The organism is Streptacidiphilus carbonis (genome assembly GCF_000787775.1).
GTDB classification, from domain to species: domain Bacteria; phylum Actinomycetota; class Actinomycetes; order Streptomycetales; family Streptomycetaceae; genus Streptacidiphilus; species Streptacidiphilus carbonis.
Map to the genome: position 1 here is coordinate 1 of NZ_BBPM01000103.1, position 14,444 is coordinate 14,444.

General features: G+C 73.6%; 11 protein-coding genes and 1 tRNA gene. 8 read left to right on the plus strand and 4 right to left on the minus strand.

The annotated features are described in order from the left end of the window. Together TR46_RS36585 and TR46_RS36590 are read left to right on the plus strand one after the other, a co-directional pair. Positions 1-696, plus strand: a 696-nt coding sequence (locus tag TR46_RS36585; protein WP_236655692.1) for an ABC transporter ATP-binding protein, incomplete at its 5' end; no start/stop codon positions are given. Then, positions 693-1,430 (plus strand): ABC transporter permease, encoded by a 738-nt coding sequence (locus TR46_RS36590; RefSeq protein WP_042411154.1) that lies wholly within the window; start codon positions 693-695, stop codon positions 1,428-1,430. The genes TR46_RS36585 and TR46_RS36590, both read left to right, overlap by 4 nt. A gap of 134 nt (positions 1,431-1,564) precedes the next feature. Here TR46_RS36590 and TR46_RS36595 read toward each other — a convergent pair whose 3' ends face one another. Beyond that, entirely contained in the window at positions 1,565-2,659 is a 1,095-nt protein-coding gene (locus TR46_RS36595) for a hypothetical protein (protein ID WP_052433438.1), read from the minus strand. 421 nt (positions 2,660-3,080) lie between these two features. Here TR46_RS36595 and TR46_RS36600 point away from each other — a divergent pair, with 421 nt between their 5' ends. From TR46_RS36600 to TR46_RS36610, 3 genes are all read left to right on the plus strand, one after another. Further along, on the plus strand, positions 3,081-3,380 hold the full coding sequence (locus TR46_RS36600) for a hypothetical protein (RefSeq protein WP_042411157.1): 300 nt from the start codon (positions 3,081-3,083) through the stop codon (positions 3,378-3,380). A gap of 111 nt (positions 3,381-3,491) precedes the next feature. Next, positions 3,492-4,823: an OB-fold domain-containing protein gene (locus TR46_RS36605; RefSeq protein WP_063770755.1), complete on the plus strand. Its 1,332-nt coding sequence runs from the start codon at positions 3,492-3,494 to the stop codon at positions 4,821-4,823. Further along, entirely contained in the window at positions 4,820-6,016 is a 1,197-nt protein-coding gene (locus TR46_RS36610; RefSeq protein ID WP_042411159.1) for a lipid-transfer protein, read from the plus strand. The genes TR46_RS36605 and TR46_RS36610 overlap by 4 nt, the downstream gene beginning before the upstream one ends. 87 nt (positions 6,017-6,103) lie before the next feature. Here TR46_RS36610 and TR46_RS41970 read toward each other — a convergent pair whose 3' ends face one another. Further along, positions 6,104-7,111 carry an EamA family transporter gene (locus TR46_RS41970; protein WP_161790272.1) on the minus strand — a complete coding sequence of 336 codons (1,008 nt, stop codon included), beginning with the start codon at positions 7,109-7,111 and terminating at the stop codon, positions 6,104-6,106. Between the two features lie 94 nt (positions 7,112-7,205). Here TR46_RS41970 and TR46_RS36620 point away from each other — a divergent pair, with 94 nt between their 5' ends. Then, positions 7,206-8,273, plus strand: a complete 1,068-nt coding sequence (locus TR46_RS36620) for a DUF1906 domain-containing protein (protein ID WP_161790273.1) — start codon at positions 7,206-7,208, stop codon at positions 8,271-8,273. Between the two features lie 110 nt (positions 8,274-8,383). Further along, positions 8,384-10,051: a long-chain fatty acid--CoA ligase gene (locus tag TR46_RS36625; protein WP_042411165.1), complete on the plus strand. Its 1,668-nt coding sequence runs from the start codon at positions 8,384-8,386 to the stop codon at positions 10,049-10,051. 29 nt (positions 10,052-10,080) lie between these two features. Here TR46_RS36625 and TR46_RS36630 read toward each other — a convergent pair whose 3' ends face one another. Then, positions 10,081-13,509, minus strand: coding sequence for a PAS domain-containing protein (locus TR46_RS36630; RefSeq protein ID WP_052433440.1), 3,429 nt, complete (start codon positions 13,507-13,509; stop codon positions 10,081-10,083). A gap of 226 nt (positions 13,510-13,735) precedes the next feature. Between TR46_RS36630 and TR46_RS36635 the strand changes: the two genes are divergently transcribed. After that, a tRNA-Ser gene (locus TR46_RS36635) sits at positions 13,736-13,826 on the plus strand. Positions 13,827-13,926: 100 nt separating this feature from the next. On the opposite strand, the gene TR46_RS36640 is transcribed toward TR46_RS36635, so the two are convergent. Beyond that, a partial coding sequence (locus tag TR46_RS36640; protein WP_439654421.1) for a flavoprotein occupies positions 13,927-14,444 on the minus strand: 518 nt, incomplete at its 5' end.

Below are 14,444 nucleotides of genomic sequence, written 5' to 3' on the forward strand. Positions count from 1 at the left end.
CTGCGGGTGGTGCGCGGCGGCCGGACCGTGCTGCACGACCTGGACCTCCAGGTTCCGGCCGGGTCCGTGACCGGGCTGCTCGGTCCCAGCGGCTGCGGCAAGACCACACTGCTGCGCTGCGTCGTCGGAGTGCAGCGGACCGCCGCCGGAACGGTGACCGTGCTGGGGCAGCAGGCCGGCAGCGCCGGCCTGCGCTCCCGGGTCGGCTACGTCACCCAGGCGCCCTCCGTCTACGCCGACCTCACCGTCGGCGAGAACCTCCGCTACTTCGCCGACGTCCTCGGGGCGCCGAGGACCGACCCGTCCCGGGTCGCCGGGCTGGTCGGCCTCGCCGACCGCACCGGCCAGGGCGTGGCCAGCCTCTCCGGCGGGGAGCGGGCCCGGGTCTCGCTCGCCGCCGCCCTGCTCGGCGCACCCGAGGTGCTGATCCTGGACGAGCCCACGGTCGGGCTCGACCCGGTGCTGCGACAGGAGCTCTGGACCCTGTTCCACCGGCTCGCGGCCGCCGGAGCCACCTTGCTGATCAGCAGTCACGTCATGGACGAGGCCAACCGCTGCACCCGGCTGCTGCTGATGCGCGAGGGCACGCTGCTCGCCGACGACACCCCGGCGGCCCTGCTGGCCGCCACCGGCACCGAGGACGTGGAGGCCGCCTTCCTGAACCTGGTCGGCGCGACCCCGGAGGCGACCCCATGAGCCTGCACCGCACCCTCGCCACCGCCCGGCGGGTCCTGGCCCAGCTCCGCCACGACCCGCGCACCCTGGCCCTGCTGCTGCTCGTCCCCTGTGTCCTGATCGTCCTGCTGAAGTACGTCTTCGACAGCGAACCACACGTGTTCGACAGTGTCGGCGCACCGCTGCTGGGGATCTTCCCGATGATCGTGATGTTCCTGGTCACCAGCGTCGCCACGCTCCGGGAGCGCACCAGCGGCACCCTGGAGCGGCTGCTCACCATGCCGCTGGCCAAGGCCGACCTGCTCTTCGGCTACGCCCTCGCCCTCGGCCTGGTCGCCCTGGTCCAGGCCGCGGCGGCCTTCGGCCTCACCGTGGGGGTGCTCGGCCTGCACATCGCCGGGCCGTCCTGGCTGCTGTTCACGGTGGCCCTCGCGGACGGGCTGCTGGGCACCGCCCTGGGCCTGTTCGTCTCGGCCTTCGCCGCCACCGAGTTCCAGGCGGTGCAGTTCCTCCCGGCCTTTCTGCTGCCACAGCTCCTGCTCTGCGGGCTGTTCGCCCCGCGCGACTCGATGAACGCGGTGCTGCGCGGGATCTCGGACGTGCTGCCGCTGTCCTACGCGGTGGACGCGATGACCAGGCTGACCAACGAGCCCGGCGTCGGCTCGGCGGTGCTGACCGACCTCGCCGTGGTGGTCGGCTGCGTGCTGCTGGCGCTGGGCCTCGGCGCGGCCACGCTGCGGCGGCGCACGGGGTAGGGGCACTTCCGGCGGGTCCTCGGCTGCCTGTGGTGCCGCAACCGGCCCACTGGGGTTCAGCCGCGGCCCCCAGGGGCGCGGGGAACTGCGCGCCCGACCACCCACGGTCACCCACGGTCCGCAGCCGAGGACGGTCAGAGGCTCCGCAGCCACCCGGCCACCCGCCCCGCAGCCGCGTCGGCAACCCGCAGCAGTTCCTCCTGCAGCTCGGCCCGGCCGGAGCCCCCGGCCGTGACGGAGTCAGGCCGCTGGGCGCCGACAGTGCGGACGTAGCGCCCGCGGTAGCCGATCGGGCCCTCGTTGACCCGCTGGTAGAAGCCGACGAAGCCGGAGCCGTCGGGGCACAGCGATATCGAGCCGCCGTTGGTCCGCTGGTCGCGCCAGGTGATCCGCTCCATCGGCACCCCGCCGTGGTCCACCAGCAGCTGCAGCTCGCCGGATTCGTGCCAGCCGCCGCCCCAGCCCTCCTCGGTCCGGAAGCGGTGCACCGGGGCGTCGTCGCTGATGCCCTCCGGGTGGGCCCAGCGGCCCGTGAGCCGACCGCGGAGCTCGGCCACGGAGCCGTCCGCGGCCCGGTGGTGGCCGAGGAAGTCGGTCATCGCGGACTGGAAGCTGACGGCGCCCTCCGCGCCGTCGGCGCTCCGCCAGGAGACCTGCGCCGGCAGGGCGCTCTCGCCGCGCTCGATGTAGAGGCGGAGCCCGGGCGCCGGCTCCCAGTCCTCGGCCCCGGCGGGCCGCCGCTCCGTGCTGAAGGCGAAGACCGCCCGCTCGGCCGCCCTGGCGCCCAGCGCCCGCTCGGAGCGGTCCCGCTGGTAGACCGGGTCGAGCGTCACCCGGTAGAGCCACAGCATGGAGGCCGACTCGGCCGAGCTGTGCACGGTCACCGTGTTGGTGCCCGGGTGCAGCAGCTTCCCGGGCACCGCGTAGGCCAGCGTCTGCGGCAGGTCGCCGCCGCCGGGGATGGTCAGGGCGTCCACCAGGGTCCGGCCGTTGACCACGATGTCCATCGGAGCGAAGCCGGGGGATCGGCCGAGTTTGGACGTCAGCGCGGTGACCTTGAGCGTCGCCTCGGTGATCTCCTCGTCCGGGTCGACCTCGAAGTCCAACCCGGCGCTGCCGTCGGCGCCCAGCGTGAGATGGTCCCCGCCGAAGTGGCAGCCGCCCGTTCGCACCTCGGCGTTGCCGAGCAGCGGAGGTGCGACGGAGAAGTCGGCGAACGTAGGTTCCATGCAGAGCCCCTGATGACCGGTCGGATCATTTCGACGGCGAGCCTACTGTCGCCCACTGACACCCACCGGGCGCGCCTGCGGGTTGACGGGTGATGAATTCTCGGTCGGGTTGACGCGCGGACGGCGGCCGCGCGCCCGGGGCGCGCGGTTTCCGCAGGCCGCAAGCCCCTGGGGCTCCGGACGGGTGGCCGGTGGCGGCCGAATGGGCGGTGCGGCAAGGGAAAACCGTTACGGGTCGAACTGTCGGTCGTTCGGGGGTTAGGGCTCCCATGTCACGCTTACGGGGGAATTAGCCGGTAAGCGTTGGATATTTGTCGACTCGCTGGGTCAGTCTTGCGGTGCGACGTCGCAGTCGGGGGAGGCCCCACCTGGCCAGGGGCCGGCCCCAAGTGCACACCGGATTCCACTACTTGGAGGATTCATGTCCCGCATCCGTATCGCCCTCGCCGCCGCCCCGGTCGCCATCGCCCTGCTCCTCGCCGGGGCCGGTGCCGCCTCCGCCGACAACGGTTCCTTTGCGAGCGACCACTCCAACAGCAGCGTCGTCTCCGACACCGGCAGCGGCAACCTCAGTGGCTGGGTGGACGGCAACTCCAACTGGACCCAGCAGACCGCGACCGGCTCCGGCGCCTCCAACGCCAACAACACCCTGGGTGTGAAGGACAACTCGGGTGCGGTGTACAGCAGTCAGTCCAACAGCGATGTGCGCATCTTCTTCTAGGCCCCGCTAGCTGAGCCGAGCGGTGCGACAGTCAGCCCCGGGGCCGGTCCCACGCCCCGGGGCTGACTGCTGTCTTGACGCGCGCACGGGATCTGACGCACAGTCAGATCCGTGACCGACACCTTCCAGGCGTATGCGGGACGCCCCGCCGCAGTAGGCGGCCGGGCGCTCGATCTCGTCAACGCGCCCATGATCCGGCACTGGTGCGAGGCCATGGGGGACGCGAACGCCGCCTACACCGGGCCGGCCCAGGTCGCCCCGCCGGCCATGCTCCAGTCCTGGACGATGGCGGGGCTGGGGGGCGTTGGGGGCGTGGGGGACGGTCGAAGCGCGGAGTACGGGGACCTCCTCGGCGCGCTGGACGCCGCCGGGTTCACCTCCGTCGTCGCCACCGACTGCGAGCAGGAGTACCTGCGCCCGCTGCGGCCGGGCCAACGGGTGCTCTACGACTCCGAGATCGAGTCCGTCTCCGCCGAGAAGTCGACCGCCCTGGGCGTCGGACGCTTCGTCACCACCCGTACCGACCTGCGGGCTTACGACGAGGCGGCCGGGGAGAAGGCGGAGGAGGCGGTGCCGGTCGCCACCCACCGCTTCCGCATCCTCAAGTTCCGCCCGGCCGAAGCCCCTGCCCCGGTCCGGCCGTCGTCGGAGGGCGAGCGGGCGCTGCGCCCCCGGCCGGTCGTCAACCGTGACAACGCCGGCTTCTGGGACGGCGTCGCCGAGGGCGAACTGCGCTTCCAACGCTGCACGGACTGTGCCACCCCGCGGCTGCCCTGGCTGCCGGGCTGCAACGCCTGCGGCTCGGCCGCCTGGACGGCGGAGGCGGCGAGCGGTGCGGGCACGGTCTACTCCTACGTGGTGGTGCACCACCCCCTGCCCGCCGCCTTCCGGGAGCAGGGCCCGTACGCCGTGGCCCTGGTCGAACTGGAGGAGGGGGTGCGCACGGTGAGCAACATCCTGGGCCTGCCCGCCGCGGAGGTCCGGATCGGGCTCCCGGTCCGGCTCGACTTCCAGTGCTACGACGAGGAGTTGACCCTGCCGGTGTTCCGTCCCGCCACCGCGGACGACCTTCCACCGCTCCGGGTCCCGGTCACCCGCACCCTGATCGTGGCCGGCGCCATCGCCTCCCGGGACTACCAGGACGTGCACCACGACGTCGAACTCGCCCACGCCAAGGGCGCCCCGGACATCTTCATGAACATCCTCACCAGCAACGGCCTGGTCGGCCGCTATGTCACCGACTGGGCCGGCCCCGGGGCCCGGCTGACCGGCATCTCGGTCCGCCTCGGCGTCCCCGCCTACCCGGGCGACGAGCTCACCTTCACCGGACGGGTCGTCGAACGGGACGGCCCCCGCCGCACCGTCGCCGTCACCGGCCGCACCCGGCGCGGCGCACACGCCACCGCCACCGTCCGGCTCACCACCGGGGAGGCGCAGTCATGAGCCTGCACCGGGCCGACACCCTCGGCGGCCGCGCCGCCATCGCCGGCATCGGCGCCACCGAGTTCTCCAAGGACTCCGGCCGCAGCGAGCTGAAGCTCGCGGTCGAGGCCGTGCACGCCGCCCTCGACGACGCCGGGCTCCGTCCACAGGATGTGGACGGACTCGTCACCTTCACCATGGACACCAGTCCCGAGATCACCGTCGCCCAGGCGGCCGGCATCGGCGAGCTCAGCTTCTTCTCCAGGGTCCACTACGGCGGCGGCGCCGCCTGTGCCACCGTCCAGCAGGCCGCGCTCGCCGTGGCGACCGGCATCGCCGAAGTGGTGGTCTGCTACCGCGCCTTCAACGAACGCTCGCAGCACCGCTTCGGCGTCGGCCTGACGTCACGTCAGGCCTCGTCCGAGGGCGCGGCGATGGGCTGGACCATGCCCTACGGGCTGGTCACCCCCGCCTCCTGGGTGGCCCTGCACGCCCAGCGCTATCTGCACAGCTACGGGTTGAGCCCGGACGTCCTCGCGCCGGTAGCGGTGGCCGACCGCTTCCACGCGGCGACCAACCCGGCCGCGTACTTCTACCGGCGGCCGATCACCCTGGCGGACCACGCCGCCTCCCGCTGGATCGTCGAACCACTGCGGCTGCTCGACTGCTGCCAGGAGACCGACGGCGGACAGGCCCTCGTGGTCACCACCTCCGAACGCGCCCGCGACCTCCGGCACACCCCGGCGCTGATCACGGCGGCGGCCCAGGGCGCGGGACGCAACCAGGAGGCGATGACCAGCTTCTACCGCGACGGCCTCACCGGCCTCCCGGAGATGGGCGTCGTCGCCCGCCAGCTCTGGCGCACCAGCGGCCTCACCCCGGCCGACATCGACACCGCGGTGCTGTACGACCACTTCACCCCGTTCGTGCTGATGCAGCTGGAGGAGTTCGGGTTCTGCGGCCCGGGGGAGGGGGCCGCCTTCGCAGCGGGCGGCAGGCTGCAGCTGGACTGGTCCGGGGGCGACGGCCTCCCGGTCAACACCCACGGCGGCCAACTCGGCGAGGCCTACCTGCACGGAATGAACGGCATCGCCGAAGCCGTCCGCCAGCTGCGCGGAAGCGCAGTCAACCAGGTCCCCGCCGCGCAGCACGTCCTGGTGACGGCGGGGACGGGCGTCCCGACCTCGGGGCTGGTGCTGAGCCGGGGCCGCTGACGAGATTCAGTTGCAGCTACAGAGGGGCGCGGGGAACCGCGCGACAAGCCATGCACACGCCGCAGCCAAGATTCGGCAGGAACCCCCTCACGCACCTGCCTCCCGCCCCGTCACCGCGGCCCCCGCGCTCGCGGCGACCACGCAGGCGATGCCGAGCAGCTGCACGCCGCCGAGTACCTGGCCGAGGACCACCAGCCCGATCAGCGCGCTGACGGCCGGTTCCAGACTGGCGATGACGCTGAAGACCCGCTCCGGGAGCCGCCGCAGCGCGACCATCTCCAGCAGGTAGGGGACCACCGGGAACAGCATCGCGACCCCCGCCGCGGAGGCGAGCAGCAGCCAGGGGTCGGCGCTGCGCGCCAGCCCGTGCCAGGCCTCGCCCAGCCCGAAGGGGGCCAGGGCGAGCGCGGCGACGGTGAGAGACAGGGCCAGTCCGTCGAAGCCGTCGAAGGCCCGGCCGACCCGCTGGGTGAGCAGGATGTAGCCGGCCAGGCAGGCCGCCGCGCCGAAGGCGCTGGCCAGGCCGCGCGGGTCGAGCGAGGCCGAGTGCGCGGCGCCGACCAGGGTGAGCAGGATCACCCCGGCCCCGGCCAGCACCGCCCAGAGCACATGGCCCAGCCGCCGGGAGAAGAGCAGGGCCACCGCCAGCGGTCCCAGGAACTCGATGGTCGCCGCCGTGCCCATCGGCAGCCGGTGCACCGCGTCGGCGAACAGCAGGGTCATCCCGGCCGAGGCCAGGCCCAGCAGTGCCGCCGACAGCAGGGCGCGCGGGGAGCGGCCGCGCAGCCGGGGCCGGGTCCAGGCGAGCAGGACCAGAGCGGCGGTGATCAGCCGCAGCGAGGTCGTCCCCGCGACGCCGAGCGTGCGGAACAGCGGCGTGGACAGCGCGATGCCCGTCTGCACCGTGAGCATGGCGGCGAGACAGAAGAGCGGCGCCGGGATCGAGTCCAGGCGCCGCTGCGGGTTCGGGGTGCTGCCACCACCGGGTGGTGACGATCCCTCAGTCCCCGCGGGCCGCGCCGATGCTCGGGACCAGCCGCCGCGCTCCTCGAACGGTGCTGGGGGCGGGGTCGGAGCGGCGGCGGGGAAGGACATGGAGGCAGTCTGTCGTAAGGTCCGTTCGGGCGGCAAGCGCGTTACTGTGGCGTGGCTAATCGGGATATATCGGATATTACGGTCACGATCGCATGTGCCTACTCTCCGTACGGCTGTCGATGCCGCCTCCGCTTCCCTGTCCTCCGTGGTCCTCAGCGCGCTGCTCTCACTCAGCTGTCTGGCCGCTACCTGCACCGGTGCCGTGGCGGAGCCGGGGCCGGGGCTCCGCGGCCTCGACCTACGGGAGCGGTCGCTCGCGCCGGTCCGGCTCTCCGACCTGGAAGCGATCGCGGTGCCCGGCCTCGCCCCGTCCGGCCTCGCCCAGCCCGACCTCGCCCCCACGAGCGACGACGCCGTCATGGCAGCATCCCGCGAAGCGCCGAACGCCGCCCCGCAGGTGCTCCCCGCAGCCGCCCCCGCGGCGCTCACCGAAGCCGTCCGCACCCGGCGGGTGTTCCGCGGCCAGGCCTTCGACACCTGCGCCGCGCCCAGCCTCGGCGCCCTCCGCGCCTGGCGGCAGGGCGGTTCCCCGTACGGCGCGGTCGGCATCTACATCGGCGGGCGGAACCGCGCCTGCGCCCAGCCGCAGCTCAGCGCTGGCTGGACCCGGTCGGCCGACGCCATGGGCTGGGGGCTGCTGCCGCTCTACGTCGGGCTGCAGGCGCCCTGCCTCACCCACGGCCGCTCGGCCAGGATGGACCCGGGCAGTGCCGCGGGCCAGGGTGCCGCCGAGGGCCGGGACGCGGTGGACCACGCCAGGTCGCTGGCCATCGCCCCGGGCAGCCCGCTCTACCTGGACATGGAGTCCTACCCCCATGACGGCGGCTGCACCGGCACCGTGCTGCAGTACACCGCCGCCTGGTCGCACGCGGTCCGTTCGGCCGGTTACCTGTCCGGCTTCTACAGCAGTTCCGACAGCGGCATCAGCGACCTGGCCCGGTCCGCGCTCCACCGCGGCGGCCCCGAACTGCCCGACGTCGTCTGGTACGCCCGCTGGGACAGCCGCTGCGACACCAGCGGCTACGGCGCGCTGGTCGACGGGGAGTGGGTGGACCACCAGCGGGTGCACCAGTTCGTCGGCAACACCAGCGCGAGCTACGGCGGGGTCCGGATCACCATCGACCGGAACGCCGTGGACGCGCCGATCGCCGTGGTGCGCTGACCGGGCGCGGTGGGACGGCTACTGACAAGACGGCTGGTGAGCGACACAATCACCACTCATACACGCCACTACTGCGTGGTAGCCGGCACATACGGTCAAGGAGGACCCAGGTGCTCAGCACGATGCAGGACGTCCCGCTCACCATCGGCCGCATCCTCGCCCACGGGGCGACTTTCCACGGCCGTTCCACCGTCGCCACCTGGAACGGCGAGAAGGCCGTGGCCAGCAGCTTCGCCGAGGTCGGCGCCCGCGCCGCACAGCTGGCCAACGCGCTGCGCGACGAGCTGGGGGTCACCGGCGACCAGCGGGTGGCCACCCTGATGTGGAACAACACCGAGCACCAGGAGGCCTACCTCGCGGTCCCCTCCATGGGCGCCGTGCTGCACACCCTCAACCTGCGGCTGCCCCCGCAGCAGCTGGCCTTCATCATCAACCACGCCGCCGACCACACGATCATCGCCAACTGCACGGTGCTGCCGCTGCTCGCCCCGCTGCTCCCGCAGCTGAACCCGACGCTGCGTCATATCGTGGTCGTGGGCGAGGGCGACCTGGCCCCGCTGGACGGCTTCAGCGGCGGTGTGCACCGCTACGAGGAGCTGATCGCGGGCCGCTCCACCGACTTCCCGCACCCCGCCGAGCTGGACGAGCGCACGGCCGGCGCGCTCTGCTACACCTCCGGTACCACCGGCGACCCCAAGGGCGTCGCCTACTCGCACCGCTCCATGTACCTGCACTCCATGCAGGTGCTCTCGGCCGAGAGCTTCGGCCTGACCAGCGCCGACAAGGTGCTCCCGGTGGTGCCGATGTTCCACGTCAACGCCTGGGGCATCCCCTATGCCGCCTTCATGGCCGGGACCTCGCTGCTGATGCCGGACCGCTTCCTGCAGCCGCAGCCGCTGGCCGCGATGATCACCGCCGAGCACCCCACCTTCAGCGCCGCCGTCCCCACCATCTGGACCGGCCTGCTGGACGAGCTCGACGCCCACCCCGGGACGTACGACACCAGCAGCATGAGCCGGGTCGTCATCGGCGGCTCCGCCTGCCCGCCCGCGCTGATGAAGGCCTTCGAGGACCGCTACGGGATCAATGTCATCCACGCCTGGGGCATGACCGAGACCTCCCCGCTCGGCAGCGTCTCGCACCCGCCGGCCGGTCTCGGCCCGGAGGAGACCTGGCGCTACCGGCTCACCCAGGGCCGCTTCCCGGCCTCGGTCGAGCCCCGTCTGATCGGCCCGGACGGCACCGCGCTGCCGCACGACGGCGAGTCGGCCGGCGAGCTGGAGGTCCGCGGCCCGTGGATCGCCGCCGCGTACTTCGGCGGCGACGGCAGGCCCGCCGAGCAGGGGGAGAAGTTCAGCGAGGACGGCTGGCTGCGCACCGGCGACGTCGGCACCATCAGCTCCGACGGCTTCCTCACCCTCACCGACCGGGCCAAGGACGTGATCAAGTCCGGCGGTGAGTGGATCTCGTCCGTGGAGCTGGAGAACCAGCTGATGGCCCATCCGGACGTGCTGGAGGCCGCGGTGGTCGCCGTCCCCGACGAGAAGTGGGGCGAGCGTCCGCTGGCGACGGTGGTGCTGCGGCCCGGCACCGGGACCGGCCTCGCCGAGCTGCGGGCCTTCCTCGCCGAACGGGTCGCGCACTGGCAGCTGCCGGAGCGCTGGTCGATCGTCGAGTCGGTGCCCAAGACCTCGGTCGGAAAGTTCGACAAGAAGGTGATCCGGAAGTCCTACGCCGAGGGCGAGCTGGACGTGACCACCCTCCGCAAGGGCGAGTGACCCTACCGCCCGTACCGCCCTTGCCGCTCCTACTGCCCGAGGCTGCCGATCTTCCCCAGCAGGTCCACTATCCGGGCCTGCACCTCGGCACTGGTCGAGCGCTCCGCGAGGAACAGCACCGTCTCGCCGGAGCGCAGACCGGAGCTCTCCGCGGGCCCGTCCACCGAGGTGTAGACGACCAGCGGGGTGCGGTGCAGCTGGTTGCTGCCGCGCAGCCAGTCCACGATGCCGACCCGGCGGCGGCGGATCAGCATCAGATCCATCACCACCAGGTTCGGCTGGACGCTGCCGGCCTTCTCCACCGCGTCGTTCTCGCTCAGCGCGTGCACCACGTGCATGCCGCGCCGCTCCAGCGTCGCGGTGAACGCCGCCGCGATGTCCGGGTCCTGCTCGACCAGCAGCACCCGCGGCGCGTGCCGCTCACTGTCGCGCGGCGCCAGGGCGCGCAGCAGGACGGCGGGGTCGGCGCCGTACGCCGCCTCCCGGGTCGCCTGCCCCAGCCCGGCCGTCACCAGCACCGGGACATTGGCGTCCCCGGCCGCCGACCGCAGCGACTGCAGCGCGGTCCGGGTGATCGGGCCGGTCAGCGGGTCCACGAAGAGCGCCGCCGGGAACCCGGCCACCTGCCCCTCGACCTCTTCCCGGGTACGGACGATGACGGGACGGTAGCCGCGGTCCTGCAGTGCCGCACGGGTCGACGGGTCGGGCTCCGGCCACACCAGCAGCCGCCGCGGCCTTCCGTCGGCGGCGGGGGCGACCATGGTCGGGTAGTCGGCCCCGGCGATGAACTCCAACCGGCTCTCGGTACCGGTCGCCTCGTCCTCGGCGGACCGGGGCTCCAGGTCCGGCTCCGACTCCGCCCGGCCCCGGTCGGGAGCGGCCTCCAGCGCCGGCGACTCCTGCACCGGACCGAGCGCGGCATTGCCACCGCTGCCCGGGTCGCCGCTGCCGGCGCTGCCGTTGCCTCCGCCGCCGCCGTTGCCGCCGCCGTCCGGGCCGAACCGGCCGCCGAACGGGGCCGCGGCCGGCACCGGCTGCAGCGCGGACGGGCCCGAGGCGGCCTGCGGCTGCTGGTGCGGCGAGGGTGCCTGGGCCGGCACCGGCACCGCTTCGAGCTCCCGCTGCGCGGGCGCCGCACCGTCCTGACCGCTACGGCCGTCGTTGTCGGTGCCCGGCGGCATGGCCAGCCGCCGCCGACGGCCGCCGCTCGGCGCGGGCAGCTCGGCCACGGCGGCGGGCGCGGATACCTCGGCCCTGCTCCCGGCGGGCGGAAGGGCGTGCTCAAGCCCGGGGTAGACCGGCCCGCCGATCAGCCCCGGGAAGCCGCCGGCCCCCTGTGCCTGTGCCTGGGCTTGTGCCTGGGCGTGCGCCTGGGCCTGGCGCTGCTGCTCCTGTTCGGCCCGCTCGGCGGCCTGCTGAGCCTCCGTCACCGCACGCGGGGGCCGGACCACCTCCGGCGCGGGCAGGGCACGGCGCCGGCGCGAGCGGTCTGTCCCCTCGGCCGGAGTCGACCCGCCGGCCGCGCCCGGGCCCCCGCGACCGTGGCTGCCGCCAACGCCACCGCTGTTGCCGCCACTGCTAGTGCCGCCACTGTCGCCCTGGCCGCCGTTGCCGCCCTCCGAGCGGCCGGGCAGGCTCTCGTCACTGCGCCGCGCTGCGGGCAGCGCCGCTGCGACGCCTGCCGCCGAGCCCGGTTCCGGAGCGGCCTCGTGGGCCTGGGCGACCGGCCCGCCGATCCCGGGCAGCTCCGGCAGCATCGCCGTGTCGTTCTCCTTGGGCCGGTCCGCCGTCCGCGCCGCGGCGGCGGCACGCTCGGCCGCCTCCTGCGCGGTCGCCGGGTCCAGCGGAAGCTCCACCACATAGGTGCGGCCCTGCTTGCCCGGGAGCTCGTGCGACTGCAGCACGCCGCCGTGCCGCTCCACCATGCCCCGGGCTATCGGCAGATGAACCGGGCTGCCGCCCGCGCTCGGCCCGCGCACCTCGATCCGCGCCACCGAGCCGCGCTGCGCGGCCGCTATCACCACGGTCGGCCCCTGCGCCGGCGTCCCCGTCAGCCCGGAGGCCACACCCACGGCCATCCCGTACAGCCCCGCGCCGCCGGACGAAGCCGAGGAGCCCTCCGCCGGGGCGTCCGCGGCCGAGGCCACGTCCGCGATCAGATGGCCCAGGGCCTGCGCCAGCCGCTCCTGGTCGGCGATCACCTCGACCTCGGAGGGGTGCACCGCGAACCGCACCCGGTCCTCGCCGACCAGCTCCGTCGCCGCCAGCACCGCGCGCCGCACCACCTGGTCGAGCCCGACCGGGCGGCGGTCCAGGTTCTCCCGCCCGGCGTCGAGCGCCGCGTCGAAGCGCTGGTACGACAGCACCCCGTCGACCAGCCGCGAGCTGCGCGAGATGTCGGCGGCCAGTCGCCGCAGCACCCAGTTGGCCTCCGGCCACAGCTGCCCGGCCGGATCGGCGGCCAGCTTCTCCAGGGTGGTCTGAAGCCGGGTCAGCGGCTCCTTCATCTCGTCCTGCAGCACGGCGGTGAGGTGCTCGTGGCGTGCGGCCAGGGCCAGGTAGGCGCTCCGGTCGGTGAACGTCATCACCGCGCCGACCAACTGCTCCCCGTCCCGGACCGGTGCGGTGGACAGCTCCACGCTCACCGGGCGGCCGTCCTTGCGCCACAGCACCGCGGTGCGCACCCGGTGCTTGCGGCCCGAGGCGAGGGTGTCCGCGAGCGGGGACTCCTCGGCGGGCTGCGGAGTGCCGTCCGCCTTGGAGTGCTGGACCAGCGGCAGCAGCTCCTGGCCGCCCAGCTCACTGGCCCGGTAGCCGAGGATGTGCGCGGCGGCCGGGTTGACCAGCACCACCCGGCCGTCGATGTCCACGCCGAGCACGCCTTCTGCGGCGGCGCGCAGGATCATCTCGGTCTGCTTGTGCTGGCGCCGCAGCTCGGCCTCGACCTCCAGCCGTCCGGAGAGGTCGCGCACCACGATCAGCAGCAACTGCCGGTCGGCGGGCCGCCCGCTGCCGCCACCGCTCGCGCCGTACCCGTAGCGGGACACGCCGCCGTAGGAGTCGTAGGGGCCGTAGCCGTCCCTGCTGCTGTTCTCGCCCAGGCCGCCGCCGAGCAGGCCGTCGTCCTCGAACTCGTTGCCGGCCACCTCGACCGGGAAGACCGTCCCGTCGGTCCGCCGGGCGGACATCCGCACGGGGGTGCCGTCGTCCTCCACGGTGCCGTCCTCGCCGCGGGTGCGCGGGCGCATGGACCCGGGGATCCGGCTCGGGTCGAACTCCGGGAGCAGGTCGAGCACGCCCATGCCGACCAGGGCGGTGCCCGGTGCCTGCAGGGCGCGCACGGCTGCGGCGTTCGCGTCCACCACGGTGCCGTTGCTGTTCACCAGCAGCAAGGCATCCGGAAGCGCGTCGAGTATGGCTGCGAGGCGAGCAGTGCCTCGGGTCGGCCTGCTGCTCACAACGAGCCGTCCTCCCTAGCTGGACATCCCTTCCGCACCGGCCCGGTCCGCCGCTGCGCCGGCTGACCTCCCCCAGGCTCGCCAGTAGGCACTATCCCACACTCATTTTTGCGATAGCGGCGATCCGCCTAGTAACGTGGTTACCGGTTAGCCGCAGCCCGCGTGGCTGTGGCATCATCCATGCAGACGGACGTGATCGCCACTCGGTGCACCATGTCCCACGCAGGGAGGCTTCGCCTAGTCCGGTCTATGGCGCCGCACTGCTAATGCGGTTTGGGCCTTCAAGCCCATCGAGGGTTCAAATCCCTCAGCCTCCGCGTGAAGAGGGCCCCTCGCTCCGGCGAGGGGCCCTCTCTGCGTCTGCACGAGGACTCCATCTCACCGGGACGGCATCTCACCAGCCCTCTCACCCCTTCTTCACGACCCGCGCGTGTCCCGCAGCGCCGCCAGCGCCGTCCCCCAGGGAAACTCCTCACCCCCGCCCTCGTCCCCCCGCAGCACCCGCACCCCGGCTTCACGCAACTCCTCCAGGCTCCGCCGGAACACCCGGTTCCCGGCGAGCGCGTCGCCGACCGAGGCGAGCACCACCACCGGCACCCCGAGCCCGGTCGCCTCGGAGAACGACCCCAGCGCGTAGTTGTCGACGATCCCGGCCGCCCACTTGTTGACGGTGTTGTACGTCGCCGGGGCGACCACCACCGCGTCGGCCGGCGGCTGCCGCTTCGCCTCCCCGGGCCGCCGGTACTCGCTGAACACCGGCCACCCGGTCTGCGCCTGGAGCGCCGCCGCATCGAGGAAGGCGACCGCCGCCGGCGTGGCGAGCACGCACACCTCCCACCCCTCGTCCAGCGCAGCCGCGACCAGCTCCCCGACCCCGGGCGCCGGCGCGGCGGCACAGACGATCACGTACAGCATCCGCGAACCTCCGCCACCAC

What these genes read in the sequence shown, in the direction of transcription:
- TR46_RS36590 (WP_042411154.1), top strand. Translation starts at nt 693, where the DNA reads ATGAGCCTGCACCGCACCCTCGCCACCGCCCGGCGGGTCCTGGCCCAG.
- TR46_RS36595 (WP_052433438.1), bottom strand. Translation starts at nt 2,659, where the DNA reads ATGGAACCTACGTTCGCCGACTTCTCCGTCGCACCTCCGCTGCTCGGC.
- TR46_RS36600 (WP_042411157.1), top strand. Translation starts at nt 3,081, where the DNA reads ATGTCCCGCATCCGTATCGCCCTCGCCGCCGCCCCGGTCGCCATCGCC.
- TR46_RS36610 (WP_042411159.1), top strand. Translation starts at nt 4,820, where the DNA reads ATGAGCCTGCACCGGGCCGACACCCTCGGCGGCCGCGCCGCCATCGCC.
- TR46_RS41970 (WP_161790272.1), bottom strand. Translation starts at nt 7,111, where the DNA reads ATGTCCTTCCCCGCCGCCGCTCCGACCCCGCCCCCAGCACCGTTCGAG.